The organism is Actinoplanes sp. KI2, from assembly GCF_025630775.1.
Taxonomy (GTDB): domain Bacteria; phylum Actinomycetota; class Actinomycetes; order Mycobacteriales; family Micromonosporaceae; genus Actinoplanes.
This window is the reverse complement of sequence record NZ_JAOSZE010000054.1, coordinates 22,036-42,039: the sequence shown is the minus strand read 5'-3', so window position 1 is coordinate 42,039 and position 20,004 is coordinate 22,036. Positions and strand designations below refer to the sequence as shown.

19 protein-coding genes are annotated in these 20,004 nt (G+C 70.8%); 1 reads left to right on the top strand and 18 read right to left on the bottom strand.

Features of this window, described 5'->3' with window-relative positions:
* Window position 1 precedes the first annotated feature (1 nt).
* The 3 genes from ODJ79_RS39900 to ODJ79_RS39890 are packed head-to-tail and all read right to left on the bottom strand — an operon-like array spanning window position 2 to window position 4,197.
* Window positions 2-2,689 carry a PEP/pyruvate-binding domain-containing protein gene (locus tag ODJ79_RS39900; protein WP_263028901.1) on the bottom strand — a complete coding sequence of 896 codons (2,688 nt, stop codon included), beginning with the start codon at window positions 2,687-2,689 and terminating at the stop codon, window positions 2-4.
* A gap of 3 nt (window positions 2,690-2,692) precedes the next feature.
* Window positions 2,693-3,334 (bottom strand): methyltransferase family protein, encoded by a 642-nt coding sequence (locus ODJ79_RS39895; protein ID WP_263028900.1) that lies wholly within the window; start codon window positions 3,332-3,334, stop codon window positions 2,693-2,695.
* Complete coding sequence (locus ODJ79_RS39890) at window positions 3,331-4,197, bottom strand: AfsA-related hotdog domain-containing protein (RefSeq protein WP_263028899.1); 867 nt, start codon at window positions 4,195-4,197, stop codon at window positions 3,331-3,333. The genes ODJ79_RS39895 and ODJ79_RS39890 overlap by 4 nt, the downstream gene beginning before the upstream one ends.
* Before the next feature lie 109 nt (window positions 4,198-4,306).
* Here ODJ79_RS39890 and ODJ79_RS39885 point away from each other — a divergent pair, with 109 nt between their 5' ends.
* A complete protein-coding gene (locus ODJ79_RS39885; protein WP_263028898.1) occupies window positions 4,307-4,450 on the top strand; it encodes a hypothetical protein in 144 nt (47 codons plus the stop codon).
* A 22-nt stretch (window positions 4,451-4,472) separates the two neighbouring features.
* On the opposite strand, the gene ODJ79_RS39880 is transcribed toward ODJ79_RS39885, so the two are convergent.
* The 15 genes from ODJ79_RS39880 to ODJ79_RS39810 form a co-directional block, all read right to left on the bottom strand.
* Window positions 4,473-5,156, bottom strand: coding sequence for a phosphoesterase PA-phosphatase (locus tag ODJ79_RS39880; RefSeq protein WP_263028897.1), 684 nt, complete (start codon window positions 5,154-5,156; stop codon window positions 4,473-4,475).
* 1 nt (window position 5,157) lies between these two features.
* A complete protein-coding gene (locus ODJ79_RS39875) occupies window positions 5,158-6,378 on the bottom strand; it encodes an MAB_1171c family putative transporter (RefSeq protein ID WP_263028896.1) in 1,221 nt (406 codons plus the stop codon).
* Entirely contained in the window at window positions 6,375-6,905 is a 531-nt protein-coding gene (locus ODJ79_RS39870) for a hypothetical protein (protein ID WP_263028895.1), read from the bottom strand. The genes ODJ79_RS39875 and ODJ79_RS39870 overlap by 4 nt, the downstream gene beginning before the upstream one ends.
* 31 nt (window positions 6,906-6,936) lie before the next feature.
* Window positions 6,937-7,422, bottom strand: coding sequence for an XRE family transcriptional regulator (locus ODJ79_RS39865; RefSeq protein WP_411267417.1), 486 nt, complete (start codon window positions 7,420-7,422; stop codon window positions 6,937-6,939).
* Between the two features lie 387 nt (window positions 7,423-7,809).
* Window positions 7,810-11,319: a ricin-type beta-trefoil lectin domain protein gene (locus tag ODJ79_RS39860; protein WP_263028893.1), complete on the bottom strand. Its 3,510-nt coding sequence runs from the start codon at window positions 11,317-11,319 to the stop codon at window positions 7,810-7,812.
* Between the two features lie 153 nt (window positions 11,320-11,472).
* Window positions 11,473-12,072 (bottom strand): DUF4360 domain-containing protein, encoded by a 600-nt coding sequence (locus ODJ79_RS39855; protein ID WP_263028892.1) that lies wholly within the window; start codon window positions 12,070-12,072, stop codon window positions 11,473-11,475.
* Window positions 12,073-12,188: 116 nt separating this feature from the next.
* Window positions 12,189-12,809, bottom strand: coding sequence for a DUF4360 domain-containing protein (locus ODJ79_RS39850; protein WP_263028891.1), 621 nt, complete (start codon window positions 12,807-12,809; stop codon window positions 12,189-12,191).
* A 168-nt stretch (window positions 12,810-12,977) separates the two neighbouring features.
* A complete protein-coding gene (locus tag ODJ79_RS39845) occupies window positions 12,978-13,670 on the bottom strand; it encodes an ABC transporter ATP-binding protein (protein WP_263028917.1) in 693 nt (230 codons plus the stop codon).
* On the bottom strand, window positions 13,670-14,428 hold the full coding sequence (locus ODJ79_RS39840) for an ABC transporter ATP-binding protein (RefSeq protein ID WP_263028890.1): 759 nt from the start codon (window positions 14,426-14,428) through the stop codon (window positions 13,670-13,672). Before ODJ79_RS39840 ends, ODJ79_RS39845 begins: the two co-directional genes overlap by 1 nt.
* Complete coding sequence (locus tag ODJ79_RS39835) at window positions 14,425-15,420, bottom strand: branched-chain amino acid ABC transporter permease (protein ID WP_263028889.1); 996 nt, start codon at window positions 15,418-15,420, stop codon at window positions 14,425-14,427. The genes ODJ79_RS39840 and ODJ79_RS39835 overlap by 4 nt, the downstream gene beginning before the upstream one ends.
* Window positions 15,420-16,304, bottom strand: a complete 885-nt coding sequence (locus tag ODJ79_RS39830) for a branched-chain amino acid ABC transporter permease (protein ID WP_263028888.1) — start codon at window positions 16,302-16,304, stop codon at window positions 15,420-15,422. The genes ODJ79_RS39835 and ODJ79_RS39830 overlap by 1 nt, the downstream gene beginning before the upstream one ends.
* Window positions 16,301-17,533, bottom strand: coding sequence for an amino acid ABC transporter substrate-binding protein (locus ODJ79_RS39825; protein WP_263028887.1), 1,233 nt, complete (start codon window positions 17,531-17,533; stop codon window positions 16,301-16,303). Before ODJ79_RS39825 ends, ODJ79_RS39830 begins: the two co-directional genes overlap by 4 nt.
* 110 nt (window positions 17,534-17,643) lie before the next feature.
* A complete protein-coding gene (locus ODJ79_RS39820) occupies window positions 17,644-18,492 on the bottom strand; it encodes an ABC transporter ATP-binding protein (RefSeq protein ID WP_263028886.1) in 849 nt (282 codons plus the stop codon).
* A complete protein-coding gene (locus tag ODJ79_RS39815; RefSeq protein ID WP_263028885.1) occupies window positions 18,489-19,532 on the bottom strand; it encodes a FecCD family ABC transporter permease in 1,044 nt (347 codons plus the stop codon). The genes ODJ79_RS39820 and ODJ79_RS39815 overlap by 4 nt, the downstream gene beginning before the upstream one ends.
* Window positions 19,533-19,558: 26 nt before the next feature.
* Window positions 19,559-20,002 carry a FecCD family ABC transporter permease gene (locus tag ODJ79_RS39810; protein ID WP_263028884.1) on the bottom strand — a complete coding sequence of 148 codons (444 nt, stop codon included), beginning with the start codon at window positions 20,000-20,002 and terminating at the stop codon, window positions 19,559-19,561.
* Window positions 20,003-20,004 lie beyond the last annotated feature (2 nt).

Here is a 20,004-nt window from a genome sequence, read left to right as displayed (position 1 = left end):
GCTACTCCACGGCTGCTTCGAACTCGGCCTCGGACAGCAGGCGGACCGTCCCGGTACCGCCGTCGATCTCCAGGGGCGCGCCGTCCGCGATCACGGTGCCCGCGCCGGCGACCGCGACGACGGTGGGGATGCCCAGCAACCGCCCGGTGATCGCGGTGTGTGACACCAGGCTGCCGCGTTCGACGACCATGCCCTTGGCGACCATCATCAGCGGCAACCAGCCCGGGTCGGTCTCCCTGGCGACCAGGATCCGGTCGGCGCAGGACTGTGGCGGCACCGCGGCATCGCGTACGACCCGGGCCCGGCCACGGACCCGGCCGTTGCTCGAGGCCAGCCCGCGCAGGACGCCGTCGGTCGCGATCGTCGCGGGCGGGGCGTCCTCGCGGCGTGCCGCCAGCGCGATGCCGACTGGCACCCCCGCCGGCGTGGTGAAGTAGGCGGGCAGCCTCGGCTCGTCCGCCGCCGCGGCCAGCTCGGCCTTGCGGCGCAGCGCCAGCTCACGCAGGCCGGCGTCGGGCAGGGTGCCGTCGAAGGCGCCGAGCACCTCCTCCACCCGCAGGTGTGCCACGTCGCCGACCTCGTCCAGCAACCCGGCGGCGACCAGCCGGTCGGCCAGGCGCCAGAGCACGTCGCGGGAGATCCCGTACAGCTGGCTGCGGCAGAACCGGGTGTCCTCCCGGGCCTTCACGAAGAACCGCAGGGACGCGACGAGGAGGCCGAGGACGGCCCGTCGCGCCGGGTTCGGGCAGCTCTCGCGCAACGTGCGCCGCGCCTGCGCCGAGGCACGCCGCTCGTCGGCGACGCTGCCGGCCACGGTCAGTCCCTGTTCGACGAACGGGCGCAGGGTGGCGAGGATCATCCAGGGTTGCTGGCGGGGCGTGACCACCTCCAGCTTCAGGTCGTGCAGCGCGCGGTCCTCGAAGCGGGCCAGGTGCCGGGCGAAGGCCGCGGCGACCCCGGCGCCGTACCGGCCGGCCACGATGTCGTCCCAGACCTCCCGTTCGGGCTGCTCCAGCACCGCCCGGCGGAGCGCCGGCTGCCCGCCGGCCAGCTCCGCGAGCGCGATCGCCGAGCGCACCGACTCGAGCGTCCGGTTGGGTCTGCCACCGGACACGAGCGGGGGCAGCAGCGCCGCGCCGTCGCTGGTCCAGCGGGTCAGCAGCACCGTGGCCAGCGCCAGCACGGCCAGGCCGAAGTAGCTGTTCACCATCGTGGTGCCCCACCGCCGCTCGGCCTCGGCCCACATGTGCCGGTACCGGACGATCAACTCGTCCGCCGAGCAGCCGTCGAGCGACGCCGAGTCGGCGACATACGCGTCCCACCACCGCAGGAACGACCGGGTTTCGGCCGGCTGCCGGGCAAGCAGCCAGGCGAGGCGCGGCGCCGAGCGGAGCACGCGCAGCCACGGCCGCCCGGTGCGCTCGCGGGGCATGCCGGTGCGTTCGGTGAGCCCGAGCGAGCGTTCCCACAGCGGACGCATCAGGTCGAACCCGGGAATCCGGCCGTGCAAAGCGAACCACGCGTCCAGCCGGTAATACACCTGGCCGTTCAGGTGGCCGATCATCCGGCTCAGGTGGTGCCGGTTGCTGCGCAACGACCGCTCGCTCACACCCATCCGGCGGTAGAAGTCGGTGAAACCCATCCGGTAGAAGACGCACGCCTGCGAGTAGGTCAGCGTGCTGGTCAGGCCGGGGAAGCTCTCGGTGAGGTTGTGATTGGTCCAGGGCACCTCCGGTCCGTCCGGCCGCTGCTCCAGGACCGCGGGCCTGGCCTGGACGAGGTGGATCGTCCCGTCCGCGGTGATGGTCCCCTCGATGTCCTGCGGTCCGCCGAAGAGCTCCGCCACGGTGCCGGCCAGCGTGCACACCTCGCGCACCTCCGCGGTGCTGAGCACCGGCTCCTGCGCCCGGTCCGCGGGCACCGGCAGCGGGACCGGCCCGGCACCGGGTCGCTCCGGGTCCAGGCCGACCATCGTGGCCTTGGTCCCGGCGTCGACCTCGATCGCCCCGGTCGCGCCGTCCACGAAGAAGTGGTCGATGTCGGCCTTCTCCTGCACGATTCCCTCGCCGATACCGTGCGCGGCGGCGATCACCCGGCGATCGGCGCCGGTGCGCGGGTCGCGGGTGAAGGCGACGAACGACCGGGTGCCCAGCACCATGCGCTGCACGCCGACCGCGACCCGGGCGGTGGCCGGGTCGAGGCCGCGCCGCACCCGGTAGAGGACCGCCTCGGGGTTGTACGCGGAGGCCCAGCAGTCCACGATGCGGGCCGGCACGGCGTCGCGGCGCACGTACAGGTAGCTGTCGGACAGGCCGGCGAACGGGTCGTCGGCGCCGTCCTCGCCGGCCCCGTCGGCGGTCGCGACCACACACGCCCGGACGGCGACGAGGCCGTCCGCCCCGGCCAGCGCGTCGAACGCGGTCAGCACCTGATCGGCGAGCGCGACGGGTACGGCGCCGCCGCGGATGCGATCGCGGTTGGCGCTCGCCCAGGCGACGAGCTCCCCGGTGTCGGCATGCGGACCGGGAAACGGCGTGCCGGCCGGCGTCCCGTCCGCGAACGCCTGCCCGGTCAGGCAGTAGAAGCGGGGTACCGGCAGTCCGGCCCGGCGCATCCGGTCCTGCCGGGCGAACTTGTGCCCCACGAGGGTCGGGTCGGCCAGTCCGGGTCCGTCGAGAACGAGCTGCATGGCCTACCACACTCCCGGCAGCAGACGCGCGCGTCCGCGGGCGTAGGCGCCGTAGCCGGGAACGTCCAGCAGCACCCGTTCCTCGACGCCGATCCGCCAGATCACCACCGCGCACAGCGCCACCAGCAGCAGGCAGCTGAGCGGGTTGACGAAGTAGGCCACGAAGCCGGCGTTGGCCAACAGCATTCCGGTGTACGCCGGATGCCGCACCCACCGGTACGGCCCGGTGGTCACGATCGAGTGGTCCGAGTAGCGGACGACGTGGTGCGAGTAGAACCGGCCCAGCGTCCTGATGGCCACCAGCCGCAGCGCCACGGCGCCGAGGAACAGCGCGATCGGCGCGACCATCCACACCGACAACCGGTCCCACCGCAGCGGCCACAGCGCGGCCGACACGCCGACGCCGGCCCGGCTCAGCGCGTACGGCAGCAAGGTGTTGTTCTCGGCGGACGCCTGCGCCGGATGACGCACGGTGATCCGGCCCTCGACGACGATCCACAGCAGATATACGCCGCAGAGCAGCGCGGCGACCAGATGTGGCGGCCGGTTCGCCTCGGCGGCATGGGCAACGATCGCGACGACGAACAGCGCTACCGTGATCGGCAACAGCGCACGCAGGCCGGCGACGACAACGCGCTCGTTCATGCGGCGGTCCTCCTGTTCTCCCGGAACCGGGCATATTCGGCCGGGCTGAGCATCTTGCTGGCGTATCGCAGCGATCCGAGCGCCGGGCCGCGGCCGTCGGCGGGCACCAGATCGAGGTGGAACTTGGCCTTTGCGCGCGTGATCGGCGCTTCCCGCCAGCGCAACGCCACCGCGAGCGCGCGCGGCAGCCGGACGGGCAGGTCCGCGGTCACCCCGATCCAGAGCATGCAGGCCTCCAGCGGCCAGCCGGCGATGCGGTGCGGGAGCCAGGTCGAGAACTGCCGGCCGGCCTCGACCAGGTACTCGACCGCGTGGGTGCCGGGTCGGTGCCCGGCGAGGCGGTGCTCCCGCGGCGGCGGCAGCACCAGGGCGTTGACGTGCCCGTCGCTCGACCAGGGTTCGCCGATCATGATGTTCTCGTCGCGGGCCCGGTGCACCAGGGCCGCGCTCGCCGGCACCGACCGGCTCGGCTCGACCCGGCAGTCGCGCCCGGGCACCTCGGCCGTGCCGGAGAGCTCGAACCAGCCGTCGGCGACGGTCACCGCGTTCTGGGTGACCTGGACGGTTCCTCCCTCGGCGCCGCCGGCGAGCCGCAGCGTGGGCGCCGGACCGAGTTCGCAGATGTTCCGGAAGGTCATGGCGCCCCGGACCCGGCCGTCGTACGCGTCGTCGGTGCCGGTGCGGGCCAGCTCGGCGGCGCCGCAGACGAGCAGCATGCCGGGCACATGGTCGAGCGGGTGATCGAAGTAGAACGGATTGCTCTGGTCGACGCGCAGGCGGGCCGTCCGGACGATGGTGTTCCGGCCGGGCGAGGGCGGGCCGGTCGTCCGTAGTCGATCCATGGTCATCGAAGCCGTGTCCACCGAGTGTCCCTTCTGGGAGTCGCGCTAATCCCCGATCCTAGGTGGACCGACCGTCATAGTTTGATTGACAATGATCACTCCAATCGGAGCCGGTCAGTTAACAACGACGATGCACGGATGGTGTACGGCCGGCACCGACTACCGGATTCTCGTACGGCACGGCGATCCCGCCTGCCGCGCGCGGCACGAGGAACTCGGCTTCGCCGAGGGCTGGGGAGCGGTCACCAGCCGGCTGGCCCAGTCCGTCGAGTAGGAGGCGGCGCCGCGAGGACGGGTCAGCCCAGCAAGGCGGGGAAGAGACCAACGGTCGCGGCGAGGCCGATCACGGCGCCGACGGCCACCTGTCCGGTGGAGTGATCGTTGAGCCGGACTCGCGACCAGCACACGGCGGCGGCGATCGGCACCATCGCGATCAGCACCACCGGGGTGAAGACCACGGCGAGCGCTCCGGCCGCTCCGGCGGCGACCAGGGCGTGCACGGAAACCTTCCAGCGCAGGAGCATCGTGATCGGCCAGGCGACGGCCAGGCTGGCGACCATCGACGCGATCAGGGCGACCAACTCACGGGGTGCGTGCACGGCGTAAAGGAGAAGGGTGCCGACGAGCGTGGACACCAGGCAGACCAGCAGCGGGAGCCTGCGCTGTTCGCGAACGGTGACGTGGTGGTTGGTCCACCGGCCCTGACGGACCCCGCGCACGATGTAGCTGATCGGGATGATGCTGGCCGCCGACGCCGCCAGCGATCCCATCACGATGGCCTGCGAGGGCGTCCGTGCGGCGTGCCAGGCGACGGCCAGCAGGAGACCGGCGACGAGGACCGCGGGGGAGAGCACGTCGGTAATGATCTTCGCCAGGCGCCACGACGCGGTCCTGTCAGAGGTCGGCACGGTGAGCTTGTCAGGGGTCGGCACGGTGAGCTTTTCTCCGGTCGGCACGGTGAGCTTTTCTCCGGTCGGCATCTCAGGTCGGTTCGGCGCGGGCTGCGGCGAGGCCGCCGTTGCGGATTCGCGCGATGACTGGGGAAGCGGTGAAGGCGTCGGCGACGCGGGCGAGGTGCGCGGCGGCGCTGTCGAAGTCTCCCGGGGCCGCGTCCGGCGCGGTGACGTCGTCGGTAGGCATGGCGCTGTGGGTGGGGCGCCGGCGGATCGCGGAAGCGATCGTGGCGGCGTCGAGCACGGCGTCCCGAACCGCTCCGGGTAGGTCGAGATCGGCGGCGTGATCGCGGGCGGCGGCGACGTCCGCCGGGTCGGCGTACGGCCGAAGCCGCAGCAACCCGTCGTGGATCTCGATGACTCGGCGGTAGAGCGCGTGCTGGAGGCCACGCAGCACCAGCCGCCGGCGACCCGAGTCGGCGGCCGGGTAGAGGACAACCTCGGGGACGGCGTCGGTCACGGCCGCCCAGAGGTCGTACAGATGCTGGTGGAGGCGGTGCCTGGCGGGCCAGTGCACGATGTCGGATCCGAACGCGCCGAGCGCCGGCAGGGTCAGGCCGGTGGTGACGAACGCAATGCCCGCCAGCGTGAGCAACCGCGAGACGAGGCCTTCGTCCCAGGCGAGCGAGACGTCCAAGCGGTGGGCGATGGTGAAGGCGGCCTTGTGGACGACGTAGACGAGCCCGATGATGCTGCCCGTCGCGAGGAGCCGAATGCCGGTCCGAAGCAGCCGGCCGGGGGCATGCCGGGCGTACCGGAAGGACATGCGGAAGATGTCCACCATGGCGAGGGCGAGGTAGGCGAGGTAGGCGAGCAGGTACGGGGCGAGGTACGGGCTGCCGGCGTAGTAGGTGACGAAGGTCTCGGGCGCCTCCACTCGGAAACCGCCGAGCGCGAACGCCGTGGTCATGACGGCGACGACGCCGACCAGGATCAACCACCGGTATCGGGAGCGGCGCCCGGCGGTGCTCGGGTCACCCAGGTTGAGAAAGAGCGCCTGGGTGGCGGCGGCCGCGGTCAGCGCCAAGCAGTGCTCCAGCAGTTTCGCCAGGTTGGGCACGTGCGAGACGCTGTCGATGGTGCCGGCCACCGGATCCCACCCCGCCAGGACGGCGCCGCACAGGCCGGCCAGGGTGATGCAGATCGCGCGGAGGGCGGGGTTGCCGGGGTTCCGGCGCAGATCTCGGATCTTCAGGAGGAGGCCGATGAGCGCCACCCCCGCGGACACCAGGTGAGCCCAAGCGGTCACCGCCACCTCCGGTCGGCTGCCAACGCTGCGCCGAATCGATCGACGACCGCGGCCGCGTCCGCCGAGAGCTGTCCCTGCGCCTCGGAAGCGTATCGGGCCGGGTGTTCACCGATGACACTCGCCAGGATTTCGGCCTCGCGTTCCTCCCGCGCATCGTAGGAACTGGTGCGGCCGAGTACGCGCTCCACGACCGACGTGTCCAGGATGTCGAAGGTGCCGAGTACGCCCTGCAGGTCAACGGCGCCGGCGTGGCCGAGAAGCAGGTGGCCGAGCTCGTGCAGGATGATGTGCTCGCGCAGGATCGCCGCGGCCGCCTGCTCGTAGATGACGTAGTCGGCCTGTTCGGTGGAAATCCACAGCCCGCACGGAACGGAAGCCCGGGTGGTATCCCAGGGAACGAGATGTATTTCTCGTTCGCGGGCCGAGGCGAGGTTCCGGCAGAACTCCTCGGCGGTGAACGGCGCCGGGATACGAACGTCCAACTCGCGCAGAAGCCGCTGCATGCGTTTGCGGATCCGGTGATCCATGTCGGCCTTTATCGTCCTCCCCGCGAGCTGGCTAGTCGCCGGATCGGTCGTCGACGCCGGTCTCGGCGGCGTCCGGAACGGTCCTTCCCCGATGTTCCAGCGCTCGGACGTGGTCGATTATGGCACCGAGCTGCTGCAGGCTCACATCGGAAAGCCCGCGGGCCTTCAGCGCCACGGTGCGCACCTCGGGCGACTCGAAGGCGTCCTTGAGGTCGCGCAGTGCCCGCAGGCGGCGCAGCTCGTCGTCGACCTGGGTGGCCATGTCATCGTCGAAGAAGTACGCGGGCGGTACGCCGAAGAACCGCGCCAGCCCCTCCAGGTGGCGCTTGGTCGGGTTCGCTCGCTCGCCGGTCCGCAGCAGGTGCAGGTAGGCGTAGGAGATTTCGGTGCCGGCCTCCCGGATGGCGGCTGCGACCTCCCGGTCCGAGTACGGCCGCGCCCGGCCCGTCGGCCGGACGGACGCGTACAGGTGGTTGATCTTGTCGGCCAGGCTCTTGGGCTCATCCTGGTGACCCATGCCCTGCCTCCCTTGCGCACTCATGTGTGCAGTAGCGAATCTACCGTAGTTGCGAGTTGACACCAGCCCGCGATGGGGGTCTATCCTTGTGGCCGATTACTCACGTGCACGCCTGCATCGTAGAGGCAACTGATGTACGCACCGCCATGCCCTGACTGCGCGGGTCGCGACGGCACGGGGGATGTTCCGCCCGCCGGGCGGAGGGATGCCGTGTGTCCCGCGGGTGTGGGAGTGAGGTGACATGGCGGACGGGAGACAGATTCCCGTACGCCATGCCTCACGCTCGGGTGGACCCCCTGAGACGAAAAGGCCGGTGCGCCACGGGGGAAGCGCACCGGCCACGTCTTTCTACCTAGCAATCGGTGAACCGTCAACTACGCCGCGGATTCAGTGCAGGCGGAACTGCTGGGCTGACGAGTTGTTGCAGTCGTAGATCTGCAGGAGGTCGCCGGCGGTGTGCGCGTTGCCGGTGTCGTCCAGGCAGCGTCCGGAGCTCGGGTTGTAGAGCGTGCCGTCGGCGCGGCTGGTCCAGGTCTGCGCGGGGGTGCCGTTGCAGTCGAACAGCTGGACCGCGGTGTGGTTGGCCGTCGCCCCGTTGGCGACGTCGAGGCATTTGCCGAAGACGCGGATGCTGCCGTTGCCGGGTGTCGACCAGCGTTGCGCGTCGGAGGCGTTGCAGGTGTACAGCTGGATCGGCGTCGTCGAGGACGGGTCGGCGCCGGCGACGTCGGCGCACAGCCCGCCGGGACCGGTGACGGGGCCGGGCGGCAGCCGCCAGATCTGCCCGTCGGTCGCCAGGCAGTCGTAGAGCTGCAACTGCACCGCGCCCGGGGTGGTGTTCGAGTCGGGCACGTCCAGGCATCGGCCGGAGGCGGGGTTGAGCAGGCTCCCGTCGGCGCGGCGGGTCCACAGTTGACCGGCGGCGCCGGCGCAGGTGTTCGTCGTGACCGCTGCCCGGTTGGCGGTGCCGGCTGCCGTGACACAGCGGCCGAGGACCTGCAGGGTGTCGTCGGCCGCGTGGCTGACGGTCTGCGCGGCGGTGTGGTTGCACGTGTAGACCTGCACGGGCTGGCCCTCGGCGCTGGTTCCGCCGCGGACGTCGAGGCACAGGCCGCCGACGCCGATGGTCTCGCCGCTGGTCGGGTTCGCGGTGGCGGTGCCGGTCAGGACGACCGAGTGCGCCGTGCCGGCCGGCAGCCGGTCGGTGGTCACCGTGACGGTGCGGCTGTCCCGGTTGTACGACCAGGCGGTCTCGGGCAGCTGCGTGCCGTCGACGCTCACCGCGGTCGGCGCGGCGGAGTTGGCGACCCGCAGGGTGTAGGCGCGGGCGGTCGGTGCGCCGGGATAGCTGCCGGTGGTGGCGCCGACGGTGAACGCCCGCGTGCCGTCGGCCCAGGACAACGGGGTGGTGGTGTACTCGCCCGACTGGTACCCCTTGCCCTCCCCGGCGTCGCCGTACAGCGAGAAGCTGCCGTCGGCGCCGGCCGCGACGTTCACGGTCAGCTGGGCGGTGGTGCTCTCCTTCTGGTTGTGGACGTAGTCGGTGCGGGTCGGTACGAGTCCGCCCGCCTTGATCAGTACCGGCATCCGGGAGAGCGGGGCGGTCATCGTGACGGTGCCCGGGCCGGAGTAGGTCGCTCCGGTGAAGTAGTCGGTCCAGGCGCCGGGCGGCACCCACACGGACACCGAGCCGCCGGCGCTGGTGATCGGTGCGACCAGCATGCTGTCGCCGTACATGTACTCGCCGGTGGCCGAGTAAGCGGCCTCCTGGGTGGGATAGTCGAGGTACATCGGCCGTACGAGGGTCAGGCCGGTCTGGTTCGCCTGCCGCGCCATCGTGTACGTGTAGGGCACCAGCGCCTCCCGCAACCGCAGGAACCGCTCGGCACTGGCCTGGGCGGCGCCGGGGTAGTCCCAGGGGAGCCGGTCGCCGTGGTCGGAGTGCAGCCGGTCGACGGGCTGGAAGGTGGCGAACTGCACCCAGCGGGCGTACATGTCGTCGGCGAGATGGCCGCCGTGGAAGCCGCCGATGTCGTGGCTGACGTTGGACAGCCCGGCCGCGGCCAGGCCCGCGGTGTAGCGGACCTCGTAGGCGAGCGTGTCCCAGGTCGAGTAGGTGTCACCGGTGAAGGCCAGCGAGTTGCGGCGCTCGGACCACGGGCCGGAGGCGAAGCTGGTGCTGTCCCCGGTGCCGTGCTCGGTGCCGCCGATCCGGCTGAACGCGAAGCCGCGCAGGCCGCGCCCGGTGTCGTGATCGGCGTAGGCCTGGTTGATCAGGTTGTCGGCGCCGATGTGCGGGTCGGACGAGATGGAGGAGCCGCACCCGCCGCAGTAGTCGAGCCACCAGGCGCGGACGCCCTGCTGCTCGAACGGCTGGTGCAGGCCCTGGTAGGTGCTCAGGTGGGCGGGTTTGGCCCAGTCGAAGTAGTGGGTGTGCCCGTCCGGCTGGACGGGCAGGCCACCGGCGGAGGCGTTGGCCGCGGGAAACTTCGGGTCGGTGGAGTCGATCTCCGGGTGGATGTTCATGGAGACGTCCAGGCCCATCTGTTTGGTCCAGGACAGGAACGCCTGCGGGTCGGGGAAGAGCCCGGTGTTCCAGTTCCAGCCGTCCCACTCGACCGGGCTCTTCCAGTCGGTGTCGACGACCAGCCAGTCGAGCGGCGTGAAGTTGTTGCGGAACGCGGGCAGCAGCGTGTTCTGGTAGTCGGCGGTGCTGTACCCCCAGAATCGGGAGAACCAGACGCCGTACGCGGATCGCGGTAGCAGGTCGACGCCGCCGGCGAGCGCGTTCAGGTCGGCCAGGGCCTGCTTGTAGTTCTGCCCGTACCCGAAGAAGTAACCGTCCTCGTAGGACTGGCTGCCGTGACTCGGCCGGTCCTTCAACGGCATCAGCGCGGTGCGGGTGTCGTCGAGCAGGTACCAGCCGCCGCGGTTGAGGATGCCGGGATGCAGGCTCTGGGGCAGGCCGCCCGGCAGGTTGTCCAGCGAGCGGTACCAGCCGCCGAGCTGGCTGTTCGGTCCGGCGCCGTAGCCGGTGGTGAGCAGGTCGGTGGCGGCGGCCGGGTAGGTGGTGGTGCCGGCCGGGGTGACGGCGAGGCTGTCGATGTTGACCCGGCCCGAGTCGGCGGCGTCCTGCTGTACGGCGACGGTGTTGACGCCGGCGTGCAGGTTCACCGTCACCGACGCCGTCGACCAGGTGTCCCAGGTGGTGGTGGGCGGCAGGCTGAACCGCGGGCCGGTGGCGCCGTCGAGGTGGGCGGTCAGGGTGCGGGTGACGCTCTGGTTGTCGCTGCCGACGGCGTTGGCATAGCGGACGGCGAGTCGCCAGGCGCCGGCGGTCGGGACGTCGATGTCGTACTGGACGCCGCTGCCGGTGCCCTCGAAGCCGGCGGCGAACCCGCTGCCGGTGTACCCGGTGTGGTCGTAACCGGTCGAGGCGGTGCCGAGCAGCAGCGCGTTCTCGCCCTCGCAGGCGGTGGATGCCGGGCAGTAGGACGGGAACCGCGGATGAGCGGTGACCCCGGTCGCGGTGACCACCACCGACAGGTTCGCGGCGGTGAACGGGCCGCTGTTCTGCTTGTAGCGCAGGGTCAGGGCGCTGGTCTTGATCTCCCGGTAGCCGTCGCCGGTCACGTCGGTCGTGAACGGCGGCGCCGGGAAGGACCGGTTGACCGCGGTGAACGTGGCGGCGTCGGCGAAGGCGCCGTCGCCGGCGTACTCGGTGCGGATCAGCGTCGGCGTGAGCACCTGGAAACGGGCGTTGCCGTCGGTGACCGACGCGGGTCCCGCGGCGGCCGCCGCGGGCGTCGTGGGGAGGGCGATCGCGCCAACGGCCGCGGCGATGAGGGCGGCCGCGGCGGCGAGCGTTCGGGACGGGGGAGCGGGGAAGGGTCGCATTTATTTATGAGAACCCGGTTCATCGATGAAAATAAGTTTCTTGCCCGATCCTGCGGAAACTTTGCCGAGCAGGGCAACGGCCGGCCTGGACGAAGCGGGCCGGGCACCGCGATCGCGGTGCCCGGCCCGGTTACGGCGGCCGTCAGGTGGTTCCTAGGGGCATCGGCGCCACGCGAAGTGGTAGATCGTGGAGAAGTTCACGTCGGTGGAGTCCATGGTTATGTAGCTGTTCGTGGTGTGCGGGTTCGACCAGCCCGGATAGACGGCCAGCTGAGCGTTGATGTTGAAGTTGCGGTCCTCGCCGCACGGCCGGAAGACCAGGGCCGCGATGCCGACCAGGTCGGTGGTCTGCCAGTCGTTCTGGAACGGGCCGTTGAACTGGTGTTGGATGTACGCCGTTTGCGACATTCCCTGGAAGTAGTAGTTGGCCCGCTCGATGCCGTAGGCGCCGGCCTGAAGGTTCGCGTAGCCGCGGTAGTCGGTCTTCTCGATCGCGAAGGTCCAGCCCTGCGGCACGTGCACTCTGATGTTGGCCTGGCAGTTCTTCCGATTGTCGGTCGGCATGGCTCCGACGCCGACCTGGGCCAGGAACTGACTGTAGGTGACGGTCATGAACGTGGCGCCGGGATTCAGCGCTACCGCGGCGGTGCCGAGGGGGCAGCCGCTTCCGATGACGGTGGCGTAACTGATCGTTACCGAACCGGGCGGTGGCTGCTGAGGCGCCTCCAGCGGGGGGTGTGGCAGGAGCGACATGACGGCTCCGGCAAGGGCGGCAACGGGTGCAGCAAACATGGTCGGTCATCCAATCGTCAGATGGTGTGTAACGGGTGGCGACGACAACGCGGCGACGCGAAGGTGGGTCGGCGCCGTCAGCACCGTCGCCATTGGAGGTGGTAGAGGGAGTTCGAATCCATACGCATGAAGCTTCTGGTGGTGCGCGTGTCGGACGACCCGCCATTGACGATCAACGAAGAGTTGATGTTGAGGATGCGAGATTGGCCGCACGGCGGGAAGGACAGTGTGGTGAGCGGCTTTGAGTCGGTCGCCTGCCAGCGCCGGTTGTAGGGGCCGCGGAAGTCGTGGCTGGAGACCGCGGTCTGCGAGATCCCTTGGAAGTAGTAGCCGGCCCGCTGGATGCCCGAAGCGCCGGAGGCAAGGCGAGCCAGCCCTCGATAGTCGGCCCGGCCGATGGCGAAGGTGTATCCCCGCGGAATGTCGACGCGCACGCCCAGCTGGCAGTTCTTCCGCATGTCGATCGGCGAGGCCCCGACGCCGACCGCGGCGACATAGTTGCGGTAGGTCACCGTGAGGGCGGTGTTGTCCGTCCCGGGAGCCACGTTCACGGTTCCGGGTCGGCAGCCGGAGCCGATGACCGTGACGAGACTGACAACGAGGTGTCCCGGTGGCGGACCGGTCTCCGGTTGACCGGCGGGTGTCGCCCCGGCCACCAGGGATACGAGCACCGCCACGACAGCCGCGAAACCAGACATACGCTCCTCCCGATGCGTCAGCCATCCACCCGTTCAGCCGGCGGGGTTTGCGTCACCACCAGGGTAGAAAGCTCGTTGCGTCGGCGCGCGATGTTCTGGGATCCGGGCCGTTCGACGAGGCGGCGGAGTACGATGCCCGATCGCCCGGGCCCGGAGCGGTCTGAACAATTACGCGATGCCCAGGTAGCTCTCCTGGATCCGTTTGTCGGCGAGCAGCGCGCCGGCCTTGCCGGACAGGGTGATCTGGCCGGTCTCGAGCACGTAGCCGCGCTCGGCGACGGACAGCGCGGCGTCCACGTCCTGCTCCACGAGCAGCACCGAGGTGCCGGCCGCGGCGATGCCGGGCAGCCGTTCGAGGATCTCGTCCACGATGAGCGGCGCCAGCCCGAGCGACAGCTCGTCGATCATCATCAGCTCCGGCCGGCTCATCAACCCGCGGGCGATGGCGCACATCTGCTGCTCGCCGCCGGACAGGCTGCCGGCCACCTGCTCCAGCCGCGGCCCGAGCGGGGGGAAGAGCTCGATCACCCGCTCCAGGTCGGTGTTCTTCGTCCGCCAGCCGCCGAGCTGGAGGTTCGCGCGCACGGTCAGCCCGGCGAACAGCCGGCGGCCCTCCGGCACGTGGGCGATGCCGAGGTCGACGATCTCTTCGATGGAGCGGTTGCCCAGCGGCCGGCCGCGGAACTCCGCCGTTCCGCCGCGTATCGGCGTCATCCCGGACAGCGCCCGCAGCAGGGTCGTCTTGCCGGCGCCGTTCGGGCCGACGAGCGCCACGATCTCCCGCTCGCCCACCGACAGGTCGACGTCCCACAGCACCTGCACCCGGCCGTAGCCGGCGCTGAGGTTCCGCACGTCGAGCATCATGAGCCGTCCGCCCGGCGCTGGGCGTACCGGTGGCCGAGGTATGCCTCCACCACCTGGGGGTCGGACAGCACCTCGCGCGGCCGGCCCTCGGTCAGGACCCGGCCGTGGTGCAGCACGACGACGCGGTCGCTCACCGCCAGGATCGCCCGCATGACGTGTTCGACGACGACGATCGTGATGCCGCGCGTCTTCAGTGTGCGGATGAGCTCCAGACTCGACTCGATCTCCCGGTGTCGCAGCCCCGCCATCACCTCGTCGAGCAGCAGCAGCCGTGGCCGCAGGGCCAGCGCCTTGGCGAACTCGAGCCGGCGCGCGTCGGCGACCGAGAGCTCGCCCGGCGCCCGCTCGGCCAGGTGTGCCAGGCCCGTCTCGTCGAGCACCCCGGCGGCCCCCTTGCGTGCCTGGGACATGCGGCGAACGCCGTGCGGGCCGTACAGGATCCCGATCGCGACGTTCTCCAGCACCGTCATGCCGCGGAACGGCTTGACGATCTGGAACGTCCGGGCCACCCCGGCATGCGTGATGACCCATGGCCGGGCGCCGGTCAGGTCCTTGCCGTCGATCAGGACCCGGCCGGAGCTCGGCTTGAGGTGGCCGGTGACCAGGTTGATGACCGTGCTCTTGCCGGCGCCGTTCGGGCCGATGACGCCGACCGTCTCGCCCTCCGGGAGGCTGAGCGAGACGTCCGAGACGGCGGTCAGGCCGCCGAAGCGCCGGCTGAGGTGCTCGGTCCGCAGCACCGGCGTCGCGCTCACAGGCGGTACCTCCGGACGTTCGCGAGCAGCGAGTACTCCCCGGTGCGCCGGGCGTCGCGCAGGTAGTTGACCGCGCCCTGGGGCAGCAGGACCACCGCGACGATGATGATCGCGCCCAGCAGGAAGATGTGGTAGCTCGTGTAGTTCTGGCGCAGGAACTCCGACAGGTACTGCAGGAGCACCGCGCCGACGAGCGGGCCGAGCACGGTGCCGCTGCCGCCGATCACGACCATCACCACCATGAGTACGGTGATGTCGACGTCGAACAGCCGCTCGGGAAAGATCGTCACCTGCTGGAACGCGTACGCGGCCCCGACCAGGCCGGTGATGAACCCGGACAGGGCGAACGTCACGACCTTGATCCGGGTGGTGTTGACGCCCATCGCCCCGGCCGCGTCCTCGTCCTGGTGGATCGCGCGCAGGGCGAACCCGGCCCGGCTGCCCGCGACCAGCCCGCTGACCAGGACGGCCAGCGCGGCAAGCGCCAGGAAGAGCAGATAAAAACCATCATTGCCGAGGTACGGGGTGACCGCCTGATCGCCGACGGTGGGCAGCGTGATGCCCGCACCGCCGCCGGTCAGCTCGGGCAGGTTGGTGACCACCTCCCGGATGCCTTCCGCCACGCCGAGGGTGGCGATCGCGAAGTAGTGTCCCCGCAGGCGCAGCAGCGGCAGGCCGATCACCGCGCCGAACGCCGCGGCGACGGCGCCGGCGAGCACCAGGCAGGTCCAGAAGCTGAGGTGCCAGTGGGTCATCGCGACCGCGGTGACGTAGCCCCCGATGCCGAAGAACACCACCTGACCGAACGAGGCATACCCGGCGTAGCCCCCGATCAGGTTCCAGGCCTGGGCGAGCGCGACGAACATGAAGATGGTGGTGACGGTGCGCTCCTGACCGGCGTACAGCTGGGCTTGCAGGCCCAGCGCGGCCAGGAGCAACAGCACTCCCGACACCCACGGCACCAACGGCTTCCACCGTGCGGCGGCCGCCATCACACCTCCAGCCTGGCCGCGTAGTAGGCCCGCCCGACCAGGCCGGACGGCCGGACGATCAGCACCACGACCAGCACCAGGAACGCCAGGGCGTTGATCCAGGTGCCGGGCAGGTACTGCCCGGCCCACGCCTCGACCAGCCCGATCACCAGGCCGCCGAGCAACGCGCCGTACATGTTGCCCAGGCCGCCCAGCACGGCGATGACGAACGACAGCAGGGTGTATCCGCCCGCCGCCGCGGGGTTGAACGTCCCGACCGTGCCGACCATGGTGCCCGCCATGCCGGCCAGACCCGCGGCGATCCCGAAGGTCAGCGCGTACACGTGCCGCGCCCGGATGCCCATCAGCCGGGCCGCGCCACGGTCCATCCCGGTGGCCATGATGGACAGACCGGTGCGGGTGCGGTTGATGAGCGCCACGAGGGCGAGCGTCACGGCGACCGACACGACGAACGCCAGCGTCCGGCCCAGCGGCAGCCGGATCCCGCCGACGTGCAGGCTGTTGCCCGCGTACGAGGTCGGGATGCTGCGGTAGTCGGCGGAGAAGGCGATGTTCATCGCCTGCACGATCATCAGGTCGAGCCCGAAGGTCAGCAGCAGCGTGATGAACACCGGCCCGTTGACGACCAGGTTGATCAGCCACCGCTGGAGCCCGTAGCCGAGCGCGAAGAGCACCGCCGCGGCGACGAACATGCCGAGGAAGGGGTCCAGGCCCAGCCGGTCGTTGACCTGCCAGCCGACGTACGCGCCCAGCACCACGAACGCGCCGTGGGCCAGGTTGACGATGTTCATCACGCCCCAGACCAGGGAGAACCCGACCGCGATCAGCCCGAGCAGGCCACCCTGCAGCAGCCCGTAGAGGGTCGCCTGGAGGAATGAGGTCATGGCGTGGTGCCGGGCCAGACGAGTTTGGCCTGGGCCGCGTCGGCCGGCCACACGGTCACGGCCCTGCCCTGCTGGATCTGGATCACCGACATCGGCTTGTAGACGTTCTGGCCGGTGGCGTCGAACTTGATCTTGCCGAAGAAGGATGTGGTGTCCAGCCCGGCGAGCGCGTCGCGGACCTTGTCGGGGCTGGTGTCGCCGGCCGCCTCGGCGGCCAGTGTCAGGGCCAGGCACGCGGCGCTGGCCTCGGCGTCGTGGTATTCGGCGTCGTGGCCGAACTTGGCCTTGATGTCGGCGGAGTATTGCTGGGCGTTGCCGAAGTACTTGTCCTCGCCCTTGGTGGACGGGGTCCACTGGCTGGAGCCGAGCACGTTCTCGGCCTGCGGGCCGAGCGTCTTGGCGAAGTCGGGCGTGGGCGGGGCGACGGTCTCGCCGAAGCCGCCGGCCGGCACCACCCCGAGCTCCTTGGCCTGCTTGACGATCGCGATGCCCTCGACCAGGTGCACCGAGCCGATGATCACATCGGGCCGCTGGCCCTTGACCTTGATCAGCGAGGAGCTCACGTCGGAGGTCCCGCTCTTGAAGTACTGCGGGCTCTGCACGGTGAAGCCCTGCTCCTGGGCGGTCTTCATGCCGCCCTCGGTGACGGTCTTGGAGAAGCCGTCGTCGGCGGAGAGGAAGACGACCGTCTTCGGCTTCGGCTGGGCCAGTTCGGCGATCGACTTGACGATGGACGAGGCGTACTCGGTGGCCGGGGAGAGCACCGCGAAGGTGCGCTTGTACCCCTTGCTGAAGATCTTGTTGTCGGCGCCGGCGGAGTCGACCATGACCTGCCCGTTGCGCTCGATCACCGCCGCCTGCGCCTCGGTGTTCGCCGAGCCGTACGAGGCGAGGATGAGCTTGACGCCCTTGTCGTTGAACTGATCGACCAGCTGGGCGGCGGTGTCCGGCTTGGAGGTGTCGTCCTGGAACTGGATGGCGAGCTTGAGCTTCTTGCCGCCGACCGGGACGCCGCCCGCGGCGTTCACCCTGTCCTGGCAGAGCTGGTAGCCCTCCTGGGTCAGCTTGCCCTCCCGGGCGAGCGCGCCGGTCAGCGACAACGATGCGCCGATGACCAGGGTGTCGCCGCCACTCGAACCGCCGGACGGCGCCTCGCCCTTGGATCCGCACGCCGCGAGGGCGAGCGAGCAGGCCACCGTCGATGCGAGAACAGCAGATCCGGACCTCATGGCAGAGCCCCTTCCCGACGTTGGATTCGGGTTGGTGCATATATACAGCTGAATCTATCGATCAGTGACGTGTTTGCAAGGTGGATCCGATTACGGTTCGGCTACCGAGATCAATCGACGGAGATCTCGTCCATGGCCGGCGTGCGCCCGGTGCGAGCGGCGTTCCGGCGCTCCCGGCCGGCCGGAACGATCATCGGGGTGCCGGTCTCGGGGTCGTCCATCACCCGGCAGGGCATCGCGAACACCCGCTCGACCAGCTCCGCGGTCATCACCTCGGCCGGTGCGCCCTGGGCCAGCACCTCGCCGTCCTTCATCACGATCAGCTCGGTGGCGTACCGGCAGGCCTGGTTCAGGTCGTGCAGCACCGCGACGATCGTGCGGCCCTGCTCGTGCAGCACGGCGCAGAGGTCGAGCACCTCGAACTGGTGGGACAGGTCGAGGAAGGTGGTCGGCTCGTCGAGCAGCAGGATCGGGGTCTGCTGGGCGAGCGCCCTGGCCAGCCACACCCGCTGCCGCTGCCCGCCGGAGAGCTCGTCGACGAACCGGTCGGCCAGGTCGGCGACCTCGGTCCGTCGCATCGCGTCGGTCACCGCGGCCTCGTCCTGCGGCGACCACTGGCTCAGCAGCCTCTGGTGCGCGAACCGGCCGCGGGCGACCAGCTCCTCGACGACGATCCCGCCGGGCACCACCGGCGACTGCGGCAGCATGCCCAGCTGCCTGGCGACCTGCTTGGACGGGTACGAGGCGATCGCCTGCCCGTCCAGCAGGACCGCGCCGGACCGCGGCTTCAGCACCCGGGCCAGCGACTTCAGCAGGGTGGACTTGCCACACGCGTTCGGGCCGACGATGACCGTGAACGACTCGTCGGCGATCCGCACGTCGAGGTCCTCCACGATCACCCGCTTGTCGTACGCCAGGGTCAGGGTCTTCGCCGCCAGCCGCGGGTGGTTCGTGCTCATGCCACTCTCCGTCGTTCGTGGACCAGCAGCCAGGTCAGGTAGATGCCGCCGAGCGCGGCGGTGACGGTGCCGACCGGGACGGCCCCGCCCGGCCACGCGTGCTGGGCGAGCCAGTCGCTGACGCTCAACAGCGCCGCGCCCATCAGCGCGCCGGGCAGGATCCCGGCGTGCGGCGAGCGGGTGAGCCGTCCGGCCAGGGGACCGGCGGCGAGCGCCACGAACGCGATCGGCCCGGCCGCGGCGGTGGCCGCGGCGGCGAGCGCCACCCCGGCGAGCGCGAGCACCGCCCGGCTGCGCTCGACCGGGACGCCGTGCAGGATGGCGGTCTCCTCGCCGAGCGACAGCATGTCCAGGTGCCGGCCGTGGTAGAGCGCGATCGGGAGCAGCACCGCGACCGCGACGCCGACCAGGATCACCTCGGTCCAGCCGCGCCCGTTGGTGCTGCCGATCAGCCAGACCTGCGCGGCGACCGCCTCGTCCAGCCGGGCCCGGTAGATCAGGTACGAGTTCGTCGCCTCGAGCAGCGCCGAGACGCCGATGCCCATGAGCACCAGCCGGAACGGGTGCACGCCGCGGCGGAACGCGAGCAGGTAGATGCCGGCCGCGGTGGCCAGGCAGCCGGCGATCGCGCCGATCGCCACGCTGACCCCGTCGCGGTCGAGCAGCAGGATCACGATCAGCGCGCCGGTCGCCGCGCCCACGGTCAGGCCGACGAAGTCCGGGCTGCCCAGCGGGTTGCGGGTCAGGCTCTGGAAGATCGTGCCGCCGGCCCCGAACGCCGCGCCGACCAGCAGCGTGATCAGCACCCGGGGCAGCCGCAGCTCCCGGACGATGAAGTCGGTGCCGGCGTCGCCCTGGCCGGCCAGGCTGCGCAGCACGTCGGCCACCGGCACCGGGAAGTCGCCCGAGGTCAGGCTGACCAGCGAGACGGCCAGCGAGGTCAGCAGCAGGCCGGCGCCGACCAGCACCGTGCGCAACGGCACCCGCAGCGAGAGGCGGCCGGACCGGCTGCCGATGACGATCCGCCTTGAGCCGCCCACCCGGCTGAGGCTCAGTCCCGGGGCGGTCACAGGACACTCAGCCGGCGTCGGCGGCACAGCGCGATGAACAGCGGCGCGCCGAGGAACGCGGTGACCACGCCGACCGGCAGCTCGGCCGGGGCGACCAGCACGCGGCCGAGCACGTCCGAGGCGAGCACCAGGGCCGGGCCGAGGACCAGCGCGTACGCCAGGATCCAGCGGTGGTCCGAGCCGACGACCATGCGGGCCGTGTACGGGACGGCGAGCCCGAGGAACCAGATCGGCCCGGACGCGGCGGTGGCGGCGCCGCAGAGAAGCGTGATCGCGACCATGCCGAGCGCGCGGATCCGGCGGGGTTTCGCGCCCATCGAGGTGGCCGACGCGTCGCCGAGCGCCAGCGCGTTCAGCTGCCGGCCCAGTGCCAGCGCCAGCAGCATCCCGGCCACCAGGAACGGGGCGAGCTGCACGATCGTCGAGGACTCCCGCTCCACCG